16 protein-coding genes are annotated in these 17,135 nt (G+C 72.7%); 7 read left to right on the forward strand and 9 right to left on the reverse strand.

Going from position 1 to position 17,135, the window contains the following annotated elements:
* Nucleotides 1–237: 237 nt before the first annotated feature.
* Nucleotides 238–1,035, reverse strand: coding sequence for a hypothetical protein (locus FB455_RS18790; protein ID WP_145754349.1), 798 nt, complete (start codon nucleotides 1,033–1,035; stop codon nucleotides 238–240).
* A gap of 54 nt (nucleotides 1,036–1,089) precedes the next feature.
* Here FB455_RS18790 and FB455_RS18795 point away from each other — a divergent pair, with 54 nt between their 5' ends.
* Together FB455_RS18795 and FB455_RS18800 are read left to right on the forward strand one after the other, a co-directional pair.
* The gene (locus tag FB455_RS18795; RefSeq protein WP_145754351.1) at nucleotides 1,090–2,268 is read left to right on the forward strand and encodes a DNA recombination protein RmuC; all 1,179 of its coding nucleotides are present in this window, start codon (nucleotides 1,090–1,092) and stop codon (nucleotides 2,266–2,268) included.
* Nucleotides 2,269–2,416: 148 nt separating this feature from the next.
* Nucleotides 2,417–5,707, forward strand: coding sequence for a S8 family serine peptidase (locus FB455_RS18800; RefSeq protein ID WP_145754354.1), 3,291 nt, complete (start codon nucleotides 2,417–2,419; stop codon nucleotides 5,705–5,707).
* Nucleotides 5,708–5,765: 58 nt separating this feature from the next.
* On the opposite strand, the gene FB455_RS18805 is transcribed toward FB455_RS18800, so the two are convergent.
* Nucleotides 5,766–6,182 (reverse strand): hypothetical protein, encoded by a 417-nt coding sequence (locus tag FB455_RS18805; protein WP_013284079.1) that lies wholly within the window; start codon nucleotides 6,180–6,182, stop codon nucleotides 5,766–5,768.
* Nucleotides 6,183–6,220: 38 nt separating this feature from the next.
* A complete protein-coding gene (locus FB455_RS18810; RefSeq protein WP_041799174.1) occupies nucleotides 6,221–7,210 on the reverse strand; it encodes a 4-hydroxy-3-methylbut-2-enyl diphosphate reductase in 990 nt (329 codons plus the stop codon).
* 213 nt (nucleotides 7,211–7,423) lie between these two features.
* Between FB455_RS18810 and xseA the strand changes: the two genes are divergently transcribed.
* Nucleotides 7,424–8,590, forward strand: a complete 1,167-nt coding sequence (xseA, locus tag FB455_RS18815) for an exodeoxyribonuclease VII large subunit (RefSeq protein ID WP_041798801.1) — start codon at nucleotides 7,424–7,426, stop codon at nucleotides 8,588–8,590.
* Nucleotides 8,591–8,603: 13 nt separating this feature from the next.
* Nucleotides 8,604–8,816: an exodeoxyribonuclease VII small subunit gene (locus tag FB455_RS18820; RefSeq protein ID WP_013284076.1), complete on the forward strand. Its 213-nt coding sequence runs from the start codon at nucleotides 8,604–8,606 to the stop codon at nucleotides 8,814–8,816.
* A gap of 40 nt (nucleotides 8,817–8,856) precedes the next feature.
* On the opposite strand, the gene FB455_RS18825 is transcribed toward FB455_RS18820, so the two are convergent.
* On the reverse strand, nucleotides 8,857–9,696 hold the full coding sequence (locus tag FB455_RS18825) for a hypothetical protein (protein WP_013284075.1): 840 nt from the start codon (nucleotides 9,694–9,696) through the stop codon (nucleotides 8,857–8,859).
* A 92-nt stretch (nucleotides 9,697–9,788) separates the two neighbouring features.
* Nucleotides 9,789–10,478 (reverse strand): DUF4245 domain-containing protein, encoded by a 690-nt coding sequence (locus FB455_RS18830; protein WP_030270737.1) that lies wholly within the window; start codon nucleotides 10,476–10,478, stop codon nucleotides 9,789–9,791.
* A gap of 147 nt (nucleotides 10,479–10,625) precedes the next feature.
* Here FB455_RS18830 and glpX point away from each other — a divergent pair, with 147 nt between their 5' ends.
* Together glpX and FB455_RS18840 are read left to right on the forward strand one after the other, a co-directional pair.
* Nucleotides 10,626–11,657, forward strand: a complete 1,032-nt coding sequence (gene glpX, locus FB455_RS18835; protein WP_013284073.1) for a class II fructose-bisphosphatase — start codon at nucleotides 10,626–10,628, stop codon at nucleotides 11,655–11,657.
* A complete protein-coding gene (locus FB455_RS18840) occupies nucleotides 11,654–12,634 on the forward strand; it encodes a DMT family transporter (RefSeq protein ID WP_013284072.1) in 981 nt (326 codons plus the stop codon). The genes glpX and FB455_RS18840 overlap by 4 nt, the downstream gene beginning before the upstream one ends.
* Here the strand turns inward: FB455_RS18840 and FB455_RS18845 are convergent.
* Nucleotides 12,631–13,569, reverse strand: coding sequence for an NAD-dependent epimerase/dehydratase family protein (locus FB455_RS18845; protein WP_013284071.1), 939 nt, complete (start codon nucleotides 13,567–13,569; stop codon nucleotides 12,631–12,633). The genes FB455_RS18840 and FB455_RS18845 overlap by 4 nt on opposite strands.
* Before the next feature lie 139 nt (nucleotides 13,570–13,708).
* Between FB455_RS18845 and FB455_RS18850 the strand changes: the two genes are divergently transcribed.
* Nucleotides 13,709–14,395 (forward strand): TetR/AcrR family transcriptional regulator, encoded by a 687-nt coding sequence (locus FB455_RS18850; RefSeq protein WP_013284070.1) that lies wholly within the window; start codon nucleotides 13,709–13,711, stop codon nucleotides 14,393–14,395.
* 12 nt (nucleotides 14,396–14,407) lie between these two features.
* On the opposite strand, the gene FB455_RS18855 is transcribed toward FB455_RS18850, so the two are convergent.
* The 3 genes from FB455_RS18855 to FB455_RS18865 all read right to left on the reverse strand — a co-directional run bounded on the left by FB455_RS18855 (nucleotide 14,408) and on the right by FB455_RS18865 (nucleotide 16,932).
* Nucleotides 14,408–15,376 carry an NAD(P)/FAD-dependent oxidoreductase gene (locus tag FB455_RS18855; RefSeq protein WP_013284069.1) on the reverse strand — a complete coding sequence of 323 codons (969 nt, stop codon included), beginning with the start codon at nucleotides 15,374–15,376 and terminating at the stop codon, nucleotides 14,408–14,410.
* Nucleotides 15,377–15,482: 106 nt separating this feature from the next.
* Entirely contained in the window at nucleotides 15,483–16,139 is a 657-nt protein-coding gene (locus FB455_RS18860; protein WP_013284068.1) for a rhomboid family intramembrane serine protease, read from the reverse strand.
* A gap of 103 nt (nucleotides 16,140–16,242) precedes the next feature.
* Complete coding sequence (locus tag FB455_RS18865) at nucleotides 16,243–16,932, reverse strand: aggregation-promoting factor C-terminal-like domain-containing protein (RefSeq protein ID WP_174361695.1); 690 nt, start codon at nucleotides 16,930–16,932, stop codon at nucleotides 16,243–16,245.
* Between the last annotated feature and the right edge of the window lie 203 nt (nucleotides 16,933–17,135).

The raw sequence follows: 17,135 nt of genomic DNA on the forward strand, positions 1-17,135 counted from the left end.
GGAAACGGTTGGCTCGACACCACCGGACCTACCGAGGGCCTTCCCTCACCTCAACCCGACACGCCGCCACACCCCAAATCTCAAACACTCACTTAACGCCTGCGCCCGGCGCGCCGCGAGCGGCGCCCGACGCGAGCGGTGCCCGACGCGAGCGGTGCCCGACGCGAGCGGTGCCCGACGCGAGCGGTGCCCGACGCGCGGGCGCCTGGCGCGCGGCGCCTGACGCGGCGGCGTCGCCTAGAAGTCGCCGCCGCCGAAGTCACCACCGAAGTCCCCGCCGCCGAAGCCACCGAAGTCGCCGCCGCCGTAGTCGCCGCCGCCGCCGAAGTCGCCACCGCCGCCCGTGTCGCCGCCGCCCATGTCGCCGCCCTGGTCGCCGAAGTCCTGGCCGTCGCCGAAGCCCTCCTGGTAGCCGGCGTCGTACCCGGGGTCGGCGAACGCGGGTGAGAACAGCGCGTCCGCGATCAGGAGACCGCCGACCACACCGACGCCTGCGCCGAGCGCGGTCTTCCACCACGGCGTGGAGTACCAGCCGGCCGGCACCGGCCGCCCCTGGAACCGGCCACCCGGGTAGTAGTAGGGCGTCGCGTTCCCCGGCTGCGGGCCGGCCCGGAACGTCTGCCCCTGCACGTCGACCTGGCGCTCCTTGGTGAGCGCGCCGGCGCCCTGGGCAGCGGCGAGCGGCGGCAGCTCCGGGCCCGGGTCGATGCCCATCGCGGTCCGCGCCGCCCGGATGTACGCCAGCCCCTCCAGCGCGGTCTCCCGGGCCAGCCCGAACTGGCGCGGCGTGGTCGCCTGCTCCAGCTGCGAACCGGCCGCGTTGTACCGCTCACCGGCGTCGGCGAGCGCCTGCCGGACCGCCGGAGCGTCGCCGTGCAGGTTCATCAGCTGGCCGCCGAGCCGCTCGTACCAGCGCTGCGCCTCGGCGCGGGCGTCGGCCAGCTCGTTCGCCCGGCGCGATCTGCTCCCCCTCCGCCAGAACACGAACGCACCTCCGAGCAGCAGGATCAGGACCAGCCACAACGCGAACTCCATGACTCGAACGTACCCACCGGGCGCTCGTCGTACCCGTTTGGCAAGCTCTTGGCCATGAGCTTTGCGACGCTGGCCGTGGTGGTGCTCTGCCTCGCCGCGGGCGGCGCGGTGGGCTGGCTGGCCGCGCGGGCGCGCGCGGCGGCCGACATCGCCCGCCTGGAGGCGACACTCGCCGCCACCCAGGCCGGCGAGGGCCGGCTGGAGCAGTCCATGCGGGCGCTCAGCTACGAGGCGACGGCGCAGTCCCAGGAGGCGGTGGCCCGCGCGGTCGCGCCGCTGCACGACACGCTGCACCGCTACGAGCAGCGGGTGGCGGAGCTGGAGCGGGACCGCGTCGACGCGTACGCCGAACTGCGCGAGCAGGTGCGGTCCATGAGCGCCGTCTCCGGCGAGCTGCGCACCGAGACCAAGCAGCTGGTCGCCGCGCTGCGCGCGCCGCAGGTGCGGGGCCGCTGGGGCGAGCACCAGCTCCGCCGGATCGTCGAGGCCGCAGGCATGCTCGAACACTGCGACTTCAGCGAGCAGGTCACCGCCGCGACCGACCACCAGGGGGTACGCCCCGACCTGGTGGTGCGGCTGCACGGCGGCCGGACGGTGGTGGTGGACGCGAAGGCGCCGTTCGACGCGTACCTGACCGCGATGGAGGCGCGCGACGAGCGGGGGCGCGACACCCACCTGGACGCGCACGCCCGGCACCTGCGCGCGCACGTGGACGGCCTGGCGGCCAAGTCCTACTGGTCGGCGTTCGACCAGACGCCCGAGTTCGTGGTGCTGTTCGTGCCGGCGGACCCGTTCCTCGACGTGGCACTGCAACGCGACCCGTCCCTGCTGGAGCACGCGTTCGCCCGCAACGTGGTGCTCGCCACGCCGGCCACGCTGGTGGCGCTGCTGCGCACCGTCGCCTACTCGTGGCGGCAGGAGGCGCTGGCGCGTAACGCCGCCACCGTCCACTCGCTGGCCCGCGAGCTGTACGGGCGGCTGTCCACACTGGGCGACCACGTGGGCAAGCTCGGCAGTTCGCTGAGCGGTGCGGTGACGGCGTACAACCGGGCGGTGGGGTCGCTGGAGGCGCGGGTGCTCGTCAGCGCCCGCAAGCTGGCCGAGCTGGGCGTCTCCGACGACGAGCTGGCCGCGCCGGCGCAGGTCGAGCTGGCGCCGAGGCAGCCGCAGGCACCCGAGTTGCTGGGCACGCCGTCCACATCGGCCGAAAGGTCGACGGACGTCGACGCCTAACACGGCACGCGCGGTGACGTAGACCGATCCGTGTCACGGACTGATCACAAACCGAGGCCGGGTAGTGACACATGTCGTCGTGACACGCAGGATCACCGTCACACGTGCCCTGCCCCTCGAGGGCCCTGTTCTCTGGAGGAAGAGAACGTTGAGTAAACCCCGCACGCGCAGCCGGCGACCGTCCGCCGCGCTTCTGGCCTCGGTCCTCGCGGCCGGCGCCCTGACCGTGGGAGGTGGCGCCGGTACCGCGAGCGCCGCCCCCGCCGCCGACCCCTCGCTGCCGGCCGCCGCCAAGGCACTGGGCGCACACGACGCCAAGCTGCTCGACGAGGCCGAGGCGAAGAACGCGCCGACCGTCACGATGATCATCGCGGCGAAGAAGGGCTCGGCCGAGAAGGTCGTCGACGGCCTGACCGGCCTCGGCGCCACCGTCAGCCAGCGGTACGACCAGATCGGCTACGTGCTGGCGAAGGTCCCCACCGCGAAGGCGCTCAAGGCCGCCACGCTGCCCGGTGTCGCCGCCGTCGACCTGGACGAGACCATCAAGCTCCCCGACCCGGCGCCCGAGGCGGCACCGAAGGGCGCCAAGTCCGCCACCCAGGCTCAGGCGCTGGCCGGGCCGGGCGGTGACACCGGTGCGGTGAACCCGTACATGCCGACCAACGAGACCGGCGCGGAGGCCTTCAAGGCCGCGCACCCGGAGTGGGACGGCCGCGGCGTCACCATCGGCATCATGGACTCCGGTGTGGACCTCGACCAGCCGGCACTCCAGACGACCACCACCGGCGAGCGCAAGATCGTCGACTGGGTCACCGCCACCGACCCGCTGGAGGACGCCTCCTGGCGGCCGATGCTGACCGAGGTCAGTGGCCCGGCGTTCACCACCTCGCTCGGCACGTGGACCGCACCGGCCGGCAGCTACCGGTTCAACGTCTTCCGCGAAAACATCACCGCGAACAGCGACGCGCGCGGTGACCTCAACCGCGACGGCGACACCACCGACTTCTGGGGCGTGCTCTACAACCCCGCCAACGGTGACGTGCGCGTCGACGCGAACCAGAACAACGACTTCACCGACGACGAGGTGATGCGGCCGTACAAGGAGCGGTTCCAGGTCGGCCGCTTCGGCACCGACAACCCCGCCACCGCGGTACGCGAGCAGATCCCGTTCGTCGTCGAGTACCGGCGCAACGTGAACACCGCCCCGGTCGGCGGCCCCGGTCTGGTCGACTACGTCAACATCGGCATCATCGAGAGCACCCACGGCACCCACGTCGCCGGCATCACCGCCGCCAACGACATGCTGGGTAACAGCGCCTTCGACGGCGCCGCCCCGGGCGCCAAGCTGGTCTCCGCCCGCGCCTGCTCGTGGGGTGGCGGCTGCACCGCGGCGGCACTCACCACCGGCATGGCCGACCTGGTGATCAACCGCAAGGTCGACGTGGTGAACATGTCGATCGGCGGTCTGCCCGCGCTCAACGACGGCTCGAACGCCCGCGCGGTCCTCTACAACGACCTGATCAACACCTACGGTGTGCAGCTGTTCATCTCGGCCGGCAACTCCGGTCCGGGCGTGAACACGGTCGGTGACCCGTCGGTCGCCACCGACGTGGTGAGCGTCGCGGCGAGCGTCAGCAAGGACACCTGGCTGGCCAACTACGGTTCGGTGGTCCGCAAGGACAACGCGCTGTTCAACTTCTCCTCGCGCGGCCCGCGTGAGGACGGCGGCTTCAAGCCGAACATCACCGCCCCCGGCTCGGCCATCTCCACCGCGCCGACCTGGCAGGCGGGCAACCCGGTGCCGGAGGCGGGCTACCCGCTGCCCCCGGGCTACCAGATGCTCAACGGCACCTCGATGGCCGCCCCGCAGGCCACCGGCGCCGCCGCGCTGCTGCTGTCGGCCGCCAAGGCGACCGGCAAGGGCGTCACCCCGGCCGCGCTGCGCCGGGCCGTCTACACCTCGGGCCAGCCGATCACCGGCGTCCCGACGTACGCGCAGGGCTACGGCATGTTCAACGTGCCGGGCGCGTGGAGCCTGCTCGCCAAGGGCGTGCAGACCCGCACCTACACCTCCGAGGCACCGGTCTGCACCGAGCTGTCGCCGAACCTGACCCGCTACGACCGGGCCTCCGGCACGTTCGTGCCGAACCCGAACGTCGGCACCGGCCTCTACAACCGCTGCGCCGCCGACCGTGGTGGCCAGAAGGTCAAGGAGAGCCGCCACTACGAGGTGAAGCTGACCCGTACCAGCGGCCCGAACAAGGGCGTCAAGCACGAGGTCGCCTTCCGCGGCAACGACGGCACCTACAGCGCCCCCAAGGTGGTCTGGCTGCCGCTGAACAAGACCGTCACCGTCAAGGTGAAGGCCAAGCCGATGACCGCCGGCGCGCACGGCGCCATCATGACCGTCGACGACCCGGCCACCTCCGTCGTCGACTTCGAGGTCGCCACCGTCGTGATCGCCTCGAACCCGGTCGCCGCTCCGGCGTTCTCGTTCTCGGCCGACGGCTCGGTCGAGCGCAACGGCTTCCGGTCGTACTTCGTGACCGTCCCGCCGGGTGCGGGCGCGCTCCAGGTCAACCTGTCCGGCATCGCGACCGGCTCGCAGACCCGGTTCATCGCCATCAACCCGTACGGCGTGCCGGTCGAGAGCACCGCCAGCACCGCCTGCTACACCAACTTCTCCGACGCCGCGGTCTGCAAGCCGCAGGAGCGGGACTACCAGAACCCGCTGCCGGGCGTGTGGGAGATCGAGGTGGAGGCGCGTCGCACCTCGCCGGCGCTGGACAACCCGTTCCGGCTCCAGGCCCGCGTGCAGGGCGTCAAGGTGGAGCCGGCCGTCGTCCAGCTCCCGTCGGTCACCGCCGGCACCCCGTCCCCGGTGAGCTGGAGCCTGACCAACACCTTCGGCCCGGTCCAGGTGACCGGCGTCGGCGGCCCGCTGGCCAGCGTCCGGACCGAGCGGCCGAGCATCACCGAGGGCGCCAGCCAGGAGTACGTGGTGGAGGTGCCCGCGGGCGCCACCTCGTTCACCGCCCGGATCGGCAACCCGTCCGACCTGAGCGCCGACCTGGACCTGACGGTGTTCCGCGGCACCACCCAGGTGGGGCAGGCAGCCGACGGTGACTCGGAGGAGGCCGTCACGCTGACCAACCCGGCGCCCGGCACCTACCGGGTCGTGGTCGACGGTTACTCGATGAGCGACCCGAGCACCGCGTACGACTACCGGGACTCGTTCGCGTCCCCGGCGCTGGGCACGCTCTCCGCCCCGTCCACGCCGCTGTCCCTGGCCAACGGCGCCACCGCCACCCTCACCGGTGCGGTGACCGCCCTGTCCACCCCGGCCGCCGGCCGGGAGCTGTACGGCGACATGGCCGTCACCACCACCGAGGGCGCGGTCGTCGGCCGCGGTTCGGTGGAGGTCGTCTCGGTCGACTGATCCGCTGACACGAAGGAGCCCCGTCCCCTCTCGTAGGGGGCGGGGCTCCTTCGTGTCGTCAGGCGGGGCGGGCGGACTCGACCACGAACGGGGTGCCCTGCTGGCAGGTGGTCATCATGCCCGGCTCGGGACGGCCGGTGACCTCGACCTTGGCACCGGCCTTGAGCACGTCGCGCGGCCCGCCGACGAGCAGGTGGCCGTCGAGCAGCAGGCAGTTCGGCTCGACGCCGGCCTGCACGGTGCCGCTGAGGACGGTGCCGCCGACCCCCGGTGGGGTCGACGGGCCACCCTTCCAGGACGGGTCCGGGCGGCTCGGGCTGGTGCCGGGGTCGGGCTGGCTGGTCACGGGGGCGGCTCCCGTCGTACTCGGGCTCGGGTTCGGGCTGGAGTCGGCGGACCCGTCGCCGGGCGCGGCGCAGGCGGTCAGCGCGAGGCCGGCGAGCAGTGCGACGAGCACCGTACGAGGAGTCTTCATGGTCGGTTGGACGCGGCGGGCGGCCGATCCGTTCCCGGTCAGCCGCGGGCCGCGGCGGCGGCCTTCATGTCGCGCTTGAGCTCCTGCGGCAGCGAGAACGTCAGGCGCTCGTCCGCGGTGGTGATCTCCTCCACGTCGCCGAAACCGCGCTCGGCCAGGTGCGCGAGCACCTGCTGGACCAGCTCGTCGGGCACGCTCGCGCCGGAGGTCACACCCACCGTCCGGGCGCCGGTCAGCCAGGCGTCCTCGATCTCGTGCGCGAAGTCGACCAGGTAGCCGGCGCGGGCCCCGGCGTCGAGCGCCACCTCGACCAGCCGGACCGAGTTCGAGGAGTTGCGCGAGCCGACCACGATCACCACGTCGCACGCGGGGGCGATCTCCTTGACCACGTGCTGGCGGTTGGAGGTGGCGTAGCAGATGTCGTCGCTGGGCGGCGACTGGAGCAGCGGCAGCCGCTTCTTGAGCCGGGCCACCGTCTCCAGCGTCTCGTCCACCGACAGCGTGGTCTGGGACAGCCAGACCACCTTCTCCGGGTCGCGCACGGTGACCTTGTCGACGCCGTCCGGGCCGTCGACGAGCTGGATGTGGGCGGGGGCCTCACCGGCGGTGCCGATGACCTCCTCGTGCCCCTCGTGCCCGATGAGCAGGATGTCGTAGTCCTGCGCGGCGAACCGCCGGGCCTCGTGGTGCACCTTCGTGACCAGCGGGCAGGTGGCGTCGATCGCCCGCAGCGAGCGCTGCTTGGCCTGCTCGTAGACCTCGGGGGCCACGCCGTGGGCGGAGAAGATGACCGTGGCGCCCTCCGGCACCTCCTCGTTCTCCTCCACGAAGATCGCGCCCTGGGCCTCCAACGTGCGCACCACGTGCTTGTTGTGCACGATCTGCTTGCGCACGTAGATCGGCGCGCCGTAGAGCTTCAGCGCCTCCTCGACGGTCTGCACCGCCCGGTCCACACCCGCGCAGTAGCCGCGGGGGTTGGCCAGGAGCACGCGCTTGCCGGTCCGGGGAGTCGTCTCAGCGTCAGTCACCCGCCCATCGTACGTGCCGCCCTCCCGCGCGGCAGCGGCCGCGAGGCGCACGCGGGTGCTGTCGGTCCCGGGCCGTAGGGTGGGCGGGTGAGCGCGGGCGAGGAGGGGCGGAGCACGTCTGACGGGCAGAGCAGGTCGGACGGGCAGAGCAGGTCGGACGGGCAGAGCAGGTCGGACGGGCGCAGCACGGCCGAGGAGCCGTGGCCGGTCCGGGTGGTCAGCCAGAAGGTGGGCGCCTGGATCGCCCGCCTGGGCTGGGTCTGGGTCGACGGCCAGGTGGCGCAGATCAGCCGCCGCCCCGGCGCGAGCACCGTCTTCCTCACGTTGCGCGACCCGTCGGCCGATCTCAGCCTGACCGTCACCACCAACCGCGACGTGCTGGACGCGGGCGCGCCGGAGCTGCGCGAGGGCGCCCGGGTGGTGCTGCACGCCAAACCCGAGTTCTACGCCGCGCGGGGCACGCTCAGCCTGCGGGCCGACGAGATCCGCCAGGTCGGCCTCGGTGAGCTGCTGGCCCGGCTGGAGAAGCTCAAGAAGCTGCTCGCCGCCGAGGGCCTGTTCGACCGGTCCCGCAAGCGGCGGCTGCCGTTCCTGCCGGGCCGGGTGGGCCTGATCACCGGCCGAGCCTCGGCGGCCGAGCGGGACGTGCTGACCAACGCCCGCCGCCGCTGGCCCGCCGTCGACTTCCGCACGATCAACGTGGCGGTGCAGGGGCCGAGCGCGGTGCCGGACATCGTCGGGGCGCTCAAGGTGCTCGACGTCGACCCGGCCGTCGACGTGATCGTCATCGCCCGGGGCGGCGGGGGCATCGAGGATCTGCTTCCCTTCTCCGACGAGGCGCTGTGCCGGGCGGTCTTCGCCTGCCGCACGCCGGTGGTCAGCGCGATCGGCCACGAGACGGACGCGCCGCTGCTCGACTACGTGGCCGACGTGCGCGCCTCCACCCCGACCGACGCGGCGAAGCGCGTCGTGCCGGATCTGACCGAGGAGACCCGGCTGATCGGCCAGGCCCGGTCCCGGCTGGAACGGGCGGTGCGTCACCTGGTCGACCGGGAGCAGCACCGGATCGACCTGCTGCGCTCCCGCCCGGTGCTGGCCCGGCCGCAGGTGATGGTCGAGCAGCGGGCGGTGGACGTGTCCGCGCTGCGCGACCGCGCCGGCCGGTCCTTGGAGCACCGGCTGCGGGGCGCCACCGACGACCTGCGGCACACGCTGGCCCGGCTGCGCGCGCTGTCCCCGGCGGCCACGCTGGAGCGCGGCTACGCGATCGTGCAGCGCGTCGACGGCCACGTCGTCCGCGCGGCCTCCGAGGTGGCCAAGGGCGATCCACTGCGGGTACGCCTCGCCGAGGGCGAGCTGACCGCCACCGTCGACGGCTGAGGGAAGAGAGACGATGACCGGGACGAAGCAGGACGAACAGCTCAGCTACGAGCAGGCCCGCGCCGAGCTGGCCTCGGTGGTGGAGAAGCTGGAGGCGGGCGGCACCTCGCTGGAGGAGTCCCTCGCCCTCTGGGAGCGCGGCGAGCAGCTCGCCGGGGTGTGCCAGCGCTGGCTGGACGGCGCCCGCGCCCGCATCGACGCCGCCCGCCAGCGCGCCGAGGAGTGACGGTGGGATTCGGCGCGATCGCCGAACCCCACCGCAGACCTCAGTTGAACAGGTTGTACAGCTCGGCGGGGGCCTCGACGACCTGGTCGGCCGAGGGCTTCTGGGCCGGCGCCGCGTTGCCGTAGTCGGTGTAGGTGATCTTCAGGTCCTGCGCGGCGCTCTGCCCGGCGGCCGGGATCTTGAGCACCATCTCGCTGAGCCGGCCCTGGGTGTCGACCTTGGCGGTGAACGGCACCGACTGGGCCTGCGCCCCGAGCGCGGTGATCACGGCCGGGTCGAGCGAGCCCGCCTCGGCGGCCTTCGACACGTCGACGGTGCCCTCGTACGCGCCCTCGCCGGTCTGCCGTACCTCGGTGATGCCCTGGGTGAGCACGGCGCTGCCGGCCGGGTCGAGCTTCTCGAAGTCGAAGCCCAGCGCCCGGTTGCCCTTGACCCGGTTCTGGTCGAGGTGGTGGTACTTGCCGGTGTTGAGGTTCTTCACGCCGGGGATCTGCGCCGCAGCGGTGCCGCCGAGTTCCAGCTTGACCCAGCTGTCCGGCTTGGCGTGGATCAGGTCCAGCTTCATCATCAGGTCCGACGACGGGTCGCCGATGGTCATCCGCATGTCGGCGCTCTGGCTCGGCTCGTGCACCTGCCCTTCGGCGGTGGAGCCCGCGCCGGTCATGGAGAACTTGAAGTTCCCCTCACGGATCGCGTTCGTGGAGTCGAGCAGAGCCTGCTTGGCCGCGCTGCTGGACGCCGTGGCGCTCGGTGCGACGCTGCCGGAGGCGCTCGGGGTCGCGGAGGCGTCGGACGTCGTCCCGTTGCCGTTGCAGGCCGCCAGGCCGGGAATGAGCAGCGCCGCGGCGAACGCGGTGGCGCTGAAGCGTCGAATCTTCACGTCAACCTCTCCAGGTGGGTCGTCCGGGCTCGATGTCCCTTCTGTTCCCGGAAGCGGGGTTCCGCAATCCCGCGTCACCCGGAGGGAGGACGTCAGCGCAGCGACGTGGCGAGCTTGCGCAGCTCCGTCTCCCCCGCGTCACCGACAACGATCACCGTACGGTTCGGCTCCAGCAGGACGAGCGCCTGCTCGTTGCCGCGTGCCGTGTAGCGCTGCCAGCTCAGCCCGCCGGGCAGGTCGGCCGCGCCCTGCGGCTGCCCCTCGGTCAGCTCGGCCGGCAGCAGCTTCTCCGCCGGGACGTTGCTCTCCACGAGCTGCGCGCCCCGGCCCTCCGGGGTCACGTACCCGATCCGCAGCGTCGAGCCGTCCGCCTCGGTCCGGAAGCGGGCGTTGACCGTACGCCAGTCGTCGCCCAGCCCGGTCGGCTCGCTGACCGGGAAGGCGTTCGCGGAGCGGGCCTGCTCCAGCGCGGGCGCCGGGTCGACTGTGACCGGCGAGTCGCCGCCGAGGAAGCCCCGGTAGAAGGCGAGCAGCAGCGCGATCGGGACCAGCAGGATCAGCAGGGACAGCGCCATGTCCTTCGGCGACCGCTCGGAGCGGGCCTTCTCCTTGCCCGCCGGCGGCGCGGGGGTGTCCACCGCGGGGGCCGGCTCGCCCCGGTCCGCGACGAGCGCGGGCTGACCCTCGGACGGGGCCGGGGCGCCGTCCGGTCGGACCGGCGGCTGGCCCTCCGGCGGGGTGGCGTCGGTCGGTGTGCGGTCGGCAGGCTGTGCGGCTTCCACCCGGCCATTGTCGCAGCCCACCGGGTGACGTGATCCTGGCCTCCTCCGCCCCGCCGGGACGGCGAACCTGAGATCGTGTGAGGATCAGCGACAAAACCGGCGGCGGTGGCCGCCGGTCCCACCCCGCAACGTCGCGAGGAGGCCGCCATGACAACCACCAGGACGCGGACGCCCCAGGATCTCGACCGCAACCTCGCCCTCGATCTGGTCCGGGTCACCGAGGCCGCGGCGATGGCCGCCGGCCGCTGGGTCGGCCGGGGCGACAAGGAAGGCGGCGACGGCGCAGCAGTCGACGCCATGCGAAAGCTGATCAACTCGATCCCGATGCGCGGCGTCGTGGTGATCGGCGAGGGCGAGAAGGACAACGCCCCCATGCTGTTCAACGGCGAGGAGGTCGGCGACGGGACCGGCCCCGAGGTGGACGTGGCGGTCGACCCGATCGACGGCACCACGCTGATGAGCAAGGGCATGCCGAACGCGCTGGCGGTGCTCGCGGTCGCCGAGCGCGGCGCGATGTTCGACCCGAGCGCCGTCTTCTACATGGAGAAGCTGGCGGTCGGCCCGATGTACGCCGACGTGGTGGACATCAACGCCGGGGTGGCCGAGAACATCAACCGGATCGCCAAGGTCAAGGGCACCGACGCCGCCGAGGTGACCGTGTGCGTGCTGGACCGGTCGCGCCACGACGACCTGATCAAGCAGATCCGGCGTACCGGTGCCGGGATCCGGCTCATCTCCGACGGGGACATCGCGGGCGCCATCGCGGCGGCCCGCGGCGAGTCGGACGTGGACGTGCTGATGGGCATCGGCGGCACCCCGGAGGGCATCACCGCCGCGTGCGCGCTCAAGTGCATGGGCGGCATGATGCAGGCCAAGCTCTGGCCGAAGGACTCCGACGAGCGTCGCAAGGCGCTGGACGCCGGGCACGACCTGGACCGGGTGCTGTTCACCGACGACCTGGTCACCGGCGACAACTGCTTCTTCGTGGCCACCGGTGTCACCTCCGGCGACCTGCTGCGCGGCGTGCGCTACCGCTCCGGCGGCGCGTACACCCAGTCGATCGTGATGCGCTCCAAGAGCGGCACCATCCGGGTGATCGACTCGTACCACCGCCTGGAGAAGCTCGCCCTCTACTCGGCTGTCGACTTCGACGGACGCCCGCTGGCCGAGCAGGAGTGAGCCGGACCGGGACGGCGGCACCACCGGCACCGCAGACGCTGTCGACCGGGCGACGTGTCGCCGGTGTCGGGTTGGCCACCGCCTCGGGCGTGATGGTCGCCGTGCAGTCCCGGATCAACGGTGAGCTGGGCGTACGCCTGGCCGACGGGATCGCCGCCGCGGTGGTCTCGTTCGGTGTGGGCCTGCTGATCCTGCTGGTGCTGGTCCCCGCCACCCCCGGTGGCCGGCGGGGACTGGCCGCCCTGCGCGGCGCGCTGCGCTCCGGCGCGCTGCGGCCCTGGCAATGCCTGGGCGGCGTCTGCGGCGCGTTCCTGGTGGCGACGCAGGGGCTGACCATCGGCGCGCTCGGCGTCGCGGTCTTCACCGTCGCGGTGGTGGCCGGGCAGTCCGGCAGCAGCCTGCTCGTCGACCGGGCCGGCATCGGCCCGGCCGGCCGGCAGCCGGTCACCCCGAACCGGCTGATCGGCGCGGTGCTCACTGTGCTCGCCGTCCTGCTGGCGGTGGGCGACCGGCTCGGCGACCCGCACGCGCTTGCGCTGGCGCTGCTGCCACTGGCGGCGGGGGTGGGCATCGCCTGGCAGCAGGCGGTCAACGGTCGGGTCCGGGCGGCGGCGGGCAGTGCCATGACCGCCACGCTCGTGAACTTCACAGTCGGCACGGTGGCGCTGCTCGTGACCTTCGCGGTGGACCTGGCGGTACGCGGACGGCCGGCAGGCGCGTTCCCGGACGAGCCGTGGCTCTATCTCGGCGGCCCGCTCGGGATCGTGTTCATCGCGCTGGCCGCCGCCCTCGTCCGGTTCACCGGGGTGCTGCTGCTCGGCCTGGCCACGATCGCCGGGCAGATCGTCGGCGCGGTGCTGCTGGACCTGCTGCTGCCCACCGCCGCCTCGCACCCCGGCCTGGACACGCTGCTCGGCGCGGCGCTGACTCTGGTCGCGGTGCTCGTCGCCGCCTTCGGCCCCACCCGCCGCCCTTAGCGGGCGGCGGCGGGCGCGGCGGCGCGCAGGCCGGTCACCATCTCGTCGACGACCCGGTCCAGCGGCGTCCCCTCGATCCCGAACGTCTCGCTGGCCGCGGTGGAGTCCATCACGAACGGCCCGGCGAACTGGTGCGCGGTCTCCCGCATCTCCCGGGCGAACGGGTCGGCCAGACCACCGAGCCAGAGCACCGGGTAGGGCATCCGGGTCAGCCGGGGCGCCGGCGCCCCGGCCCGCTTCGCCGCCCGCTCGGCGAGCGCCCGCATGGACATCGGGCGCGCGCTGGGCACGTGCCAGGCCCGTCCCCAGGCGCGCGGGTCGGTGGCGGCGGCGACGAGGGTACGGGCCACGTCCCCCACGTACGTCCAGGTGTGCGGCGCGTCCCAGGCGACCGGCAGGAACACCCGGTGCCCGGCGAGCACCTTGGGCAGCACCATCATGGGCAGCGAGGTGCCGCCGAGGCCGATGTAGTCGGAGCCGCGTACCTCGGTGACCCGGGCCCGGCCGGCGCGGTGGGCGGCCAGCGCGTCGGCCCACATCCGGTTGCGGACGCGGCCCTTGACGCCGGTGGCGGCGAGCGGGGTCGCCTCGGTCATCGGGGCGTCGACCGGGCCGTACCCGTAGAGGTTGCCGACTGTGGCGAGCACGGCGCCGCTGCGCTCGGCGGCGGTGAGCAGGGCGGCGGCCAGCGGCGGCCAGTCCGTCGGCCACGTGTGGTACTGCGGGTTGGCGCAGTTGTAGAGCGCGTCCGCGCCCTCGGTCAGCGCGGCGAGCCGGTCCGCGTCGGCGGCGTCGGCGGCCACCCGCTCGATCGCCGGGTGCTCGGGGCCGGTGCCGCGCCGGGTGACCACCCGCACCCGCTCGCCGCGTTCGGCGAGGAGGCGGGCGGTGGCGGTGCCGACGGGGCCGGCGCCGACGATCACGTGCAGTGCCATGACAGGTCCACCTTCACTGAAGCAGTAATTCGAATCGAGAGCCCCGCTCTCGGAACAGAGCATGACTCACGGAAGCGGCGCAAGTCAAGAGCAGTGCTCTCTCTTTTGATTGCTGCTCTCGTCGTGGCAGAGTGGGGACATGGTCGCTCCCTCGCTCCGCGCCCGGGTCCGCGCCGGGATGATCGAAGAGATCAAGACGGTCGCCCGCCGCCACCTGGACACCGACGGCGCGAACCTCTCCCTGCGCGCGGTCGCCCGCGACCTCGGCATGGTCTCCTCGGCGATCTACCGCTACTTCCCCAGCCGCGACGACCTGCTCACCGCGCTGATCCTGGAGGCGTACGACGCGCTCGGCGACGCGGTGGAGGCGGCCGACGCCGCCGCCGACCAGGCCGACCTGCGCGGACGCTGGCTCGCCGCCTGCCGGGCCGCCCGCGTGTGGGCGCTCGACCACCCCGCCGAGTACGCGCTGCTCTACGGCAGCCCGGTGCCCGGGTACGCGGCCCCGGACGACACCGTCGTGCCGGCCCAGCGCCCTCCGGTGACCCTGGTCGGCATCCTGCGCGACGGCCTGGCCTCCGGCCGGCTCGCCCCGCCCGACGAGGATCTACCCGAGCCGCTGCGCGGCGACGTGGCCGAACTGGTCGAGCTGATCGGGATGGACGTGCCGCCCGCGCTGCTGGCCCGCGGCATGGCCGGCTGGACCCAGTTGTTCGGGCTGATCAGCTTCGAGCTGTTCGGCCGGATCAACCGGGCGCTGCCGCACCGCGACGAGTACTTCGACCACCAGATCGGCCTGATGGCCGACCTGGTCGGCCTGCCCTGACGCCGGTCGGCGTCAGGTGCCGTCGGAGGAGTGACCCGGGAACAGGTGCGCGGTCGGGTCGATGACGACAGCCGCGTTGTTGACGGCGGTGGCGGCCTCACCGAAGCCGGTGGCGATCAGGCGGACCTTGCCCGGGTACTCGGTGATGTCCCCGGCCGCGAACACCCGGGGCAGGTTGGTGGCCATCGCGCTGTCCACCACGATGTGCCGGCGGTCGAGGTTCAGCCCCCACTCGGCGAGCGGGCCGAGGTCGGCGGTGAAGCCGAGCGCGGCCACCACGGTGTCCACCGGCAGCGTCTCCACCTCGCCGCCGCGTACGGTCAGCTCGGCGCCGGTGACCGTCTCCTCGCCGTAGAGCCGGCTCACCTCGGCGTTGACCACGATCCGCACCGGCAGCGCGCGGACACGCTCGATGGTGGCCGCGTGCGCCCGGAAGCGGTCCCGCCGGTGCACAAGCGTCACCGACCGGGCCAGCGGGGCGAGCGTGGCCGCCCAGTCGAACGCCGAGTCGCCGCCGCCGACGATGAGCACGTGCCGGTCGGTCAACTCGGTGGGCTGCGGCACGAAGTAGACGATCCCACCGCCGGTGAAGCTCTCCGCGACCGGCAGCGGCCGGGGCGTGAAGCTGCCGAGCCCACCGGTGACCAGCACCGCGCCGCAGCTGAGCTGCTCACCGCCGGCGAGGCCGAGCACCGGCCGGCCGTCCAGGTAGGACAGCTTCTCCGCGCGTACGCCGAGCCGGTAGTCGGGACGGAACGGCGCGGCCTGCGCGACCAGGTTCGTGACCAGCTCGCGGCCCTTGATCGCGGGGAAGCCGGCGACGTCGAGGATCAGCTTCTCCGGGTACATCGCGGTGACCTGACCGCCCGGCTCGGGCAGCGCGTCGATCACCGACACGGAGAGTCCACGGAAACCGGCGTAGTAGGCGGCGAAGAGCCCGGCGGGACCGGCCCCGATCACGGCGACATCGACCTCGCGCATGGCGTACCGTCACTTTCCGCTTCGGGATCACCCCGTGCTGATGCGGAAACGGTAGGCGGGCAGGTGGCCGCGGGCAAGGACGTCCCGCGGTTCGATCAACGCGCCGTCAGGGCAGCGTCATCCTCGGTGAGCCGAGACGGTCGGACTCGCCGGTGTCGTTGCGGCGGCGGAACAGGATCGCCGCGACCACGCCGCCGAGCAACCCGAACAGGTGACCCTGCCAGGAGATGCGCTCGTCGGTCGGCAGGATGCCGAGCAGTTGCCAGCCGTAGAGCAACCCGACTAGCAGGCCGACGGCGAAGTTCCACCAGCTCCGCTCCACCACGCCCCGGGTGAGCAGGATGCCGAGGTAGCCGAAGATCACGCCGCTGGCACCGACCACCACCGAGTTGGGTGAGCCGGTGAACCAGACGCCCAGACCGCTGACCAGGATGATGACGGCGGTGGACCAGAGGAACCGGCGGGTGCCCGCGGCGAGCACGAACGTGCCGAGCAGGATCAGCGGGATGCTGTTGCTGTAGAGGTGGTTCCAGCCGGCGTGCAGGAACGGCGAGAAGAAGACGCCGTCCAGGCCCTGGAGCCGCTGCGGGATGATGCCGGCGGTGTAGTCCAGGCCGAGTCGAAGGCCGACGTCGAGCGCCTCGATGAGGAACAGCACCGGGACCACCGCGCACATGGCGACGAAGGCCCGGCCGAGCGCCGCATAGAACGCGTCGGTGCCGAACCGGTAGGGGTCGCCACTGGGGCCGCCGTGCCAGGTCACCTACCAAGAGCTATCAGCAAATGCGGCAGGCCGCCAGTCGGACGGCGGTACGACGACGGCGGGACACCCGGGTCTGTCCGCGTGTCCCGCCGTCGTGGTGATGTCAGTACCAGCCCGAACTCTGCGACTTCTGCCAGGCGCCGCAGGGAGTGTCGTACCGGCCCTTGATGTAGCCGAGACCCCAGGTGATCTGGGTCGCCGGGTTGGTCTTCCAGTCGTCGGCGACCGAGGCCATCTTGCTGCCCGGCACCGCCTGCGGGATCCCGTACGCCCCGGAGGAGCTGTTGGAGGCCTTCGGGTTCCAGCCGCTCTCCTTGGTCCAGAGCTTGTCCAGACAGGGGAACTGGTCGATGCCGAAGCCCTTGTCGAGCATGATGGCGCAACCGATCTTCCGGTTGCCGCTGTACTCGGCGCACGAGGACGGGATCGGGCCGTCGTACGGCTTGGCCTTCGCCTCCGCCTCCTCCTCGGCCGCGGCCCGCTCCTTCTTGCGGGTGGCGGCGGCCGCCTCGGCCCTCTTGGCCCGCTCGGCGGCCTCCTTCGCCGCCGCGGCGGCACGCAGCTTCGCCTGGTACTCGGCGGCACGCTGCCGGGACGAGTCCACGCGGTGGTCGGACAGCCGGTCGCGCTGGTACGCGTACTCCGTCTGGTCGACCTTCAGGCCGACCTGCGCGGTCAGGCCCTGCTGCTGGGTCTGTCGATCCTCGCCCAGATAGAAGCCGCCGGCGACGCCCACGGAGAGCAGCGCGACAGCGGCCGTACGGGCGCCGAACCGGCTCCACAGCCGACTCACGAAGTTTCCCTTCGTCGGGGGCAGGGACACGGCACGCGCATGGCCGGGTCGGGTCACGCCGGGTGCCGTGAGCGCACCGGTACCGGTGTGACTCCGGGCCGTGTCCGGCTCCCGAGTGGTAGGTGACGCTCGATGGACACCATTGCGCACAGTGAGGCCGGTGGGAAATGGCCGGGCTCAAAAGTGATCTGCGTCACCCTAAA

The organism is Micromonospora sp. CNZ296, from assembly GCF_007827635.1.

Bases quoted from the DNA above. Each gene is read 5' to 3' on its own strand.
- FB455_RS18855 (WP_013284069.1), bottom strand. From the start codon at position 15,376: ATGCGCGAGGTCGATGTCGCCGTGATCGGGGCCGGTCCCGCCGGGCTC.
- FB455_RS18790 (WP_145754349.1), bottom strand. From the start codon at position 1,035: ATGGAGTTCGCGTTGTGGCTGGTCCTGATCCTGCTGCTCGGAGGTGCG.
- FB455_RS18845 (WP_013284071.1), bottom strand. From the start codon at position 13,569: ATGGCACTGCACGTGATCGTCGGCGCCGGCCCCGTCGGCACCGCCACC.
- FB455_RS18805 (WP_013284079.1), bottom strand. From the start codon at position 6,182: ATGAAGACTCCTCGTACGGTGCTCGTCGCACTGCTCGCCGGCCTCGCG.
- FB455_RS18820 (WP_013284076.1), top strand. From the start codon at position 8,604: ATGACCGGGACGAAGCAGGACGAACAGCTCAGCTACGAGCAGGCCCGC.
- FB455_RS18795 (WP_145754351.1), top strand. From the start codon at position 1,090: ATGAGCTTTGCGACGCTGGCCGTGGTGGTGCTCTGCCTCGCCGCGGGC.
- FB455_RS18850 (WP_013284070.1), top strand. From the start codon at position 13,709: ATGGTCGCTCCCTCGCTCCGCGCCCGGGTCCGCGCCGGGATGATCGAA.
- glpX (WP_013284073.1), top strand. From the start codon at position 10,626: ATGACAACCACCAGGACGCGGACGCCCCAGGATCTCGACCGCAACCTC.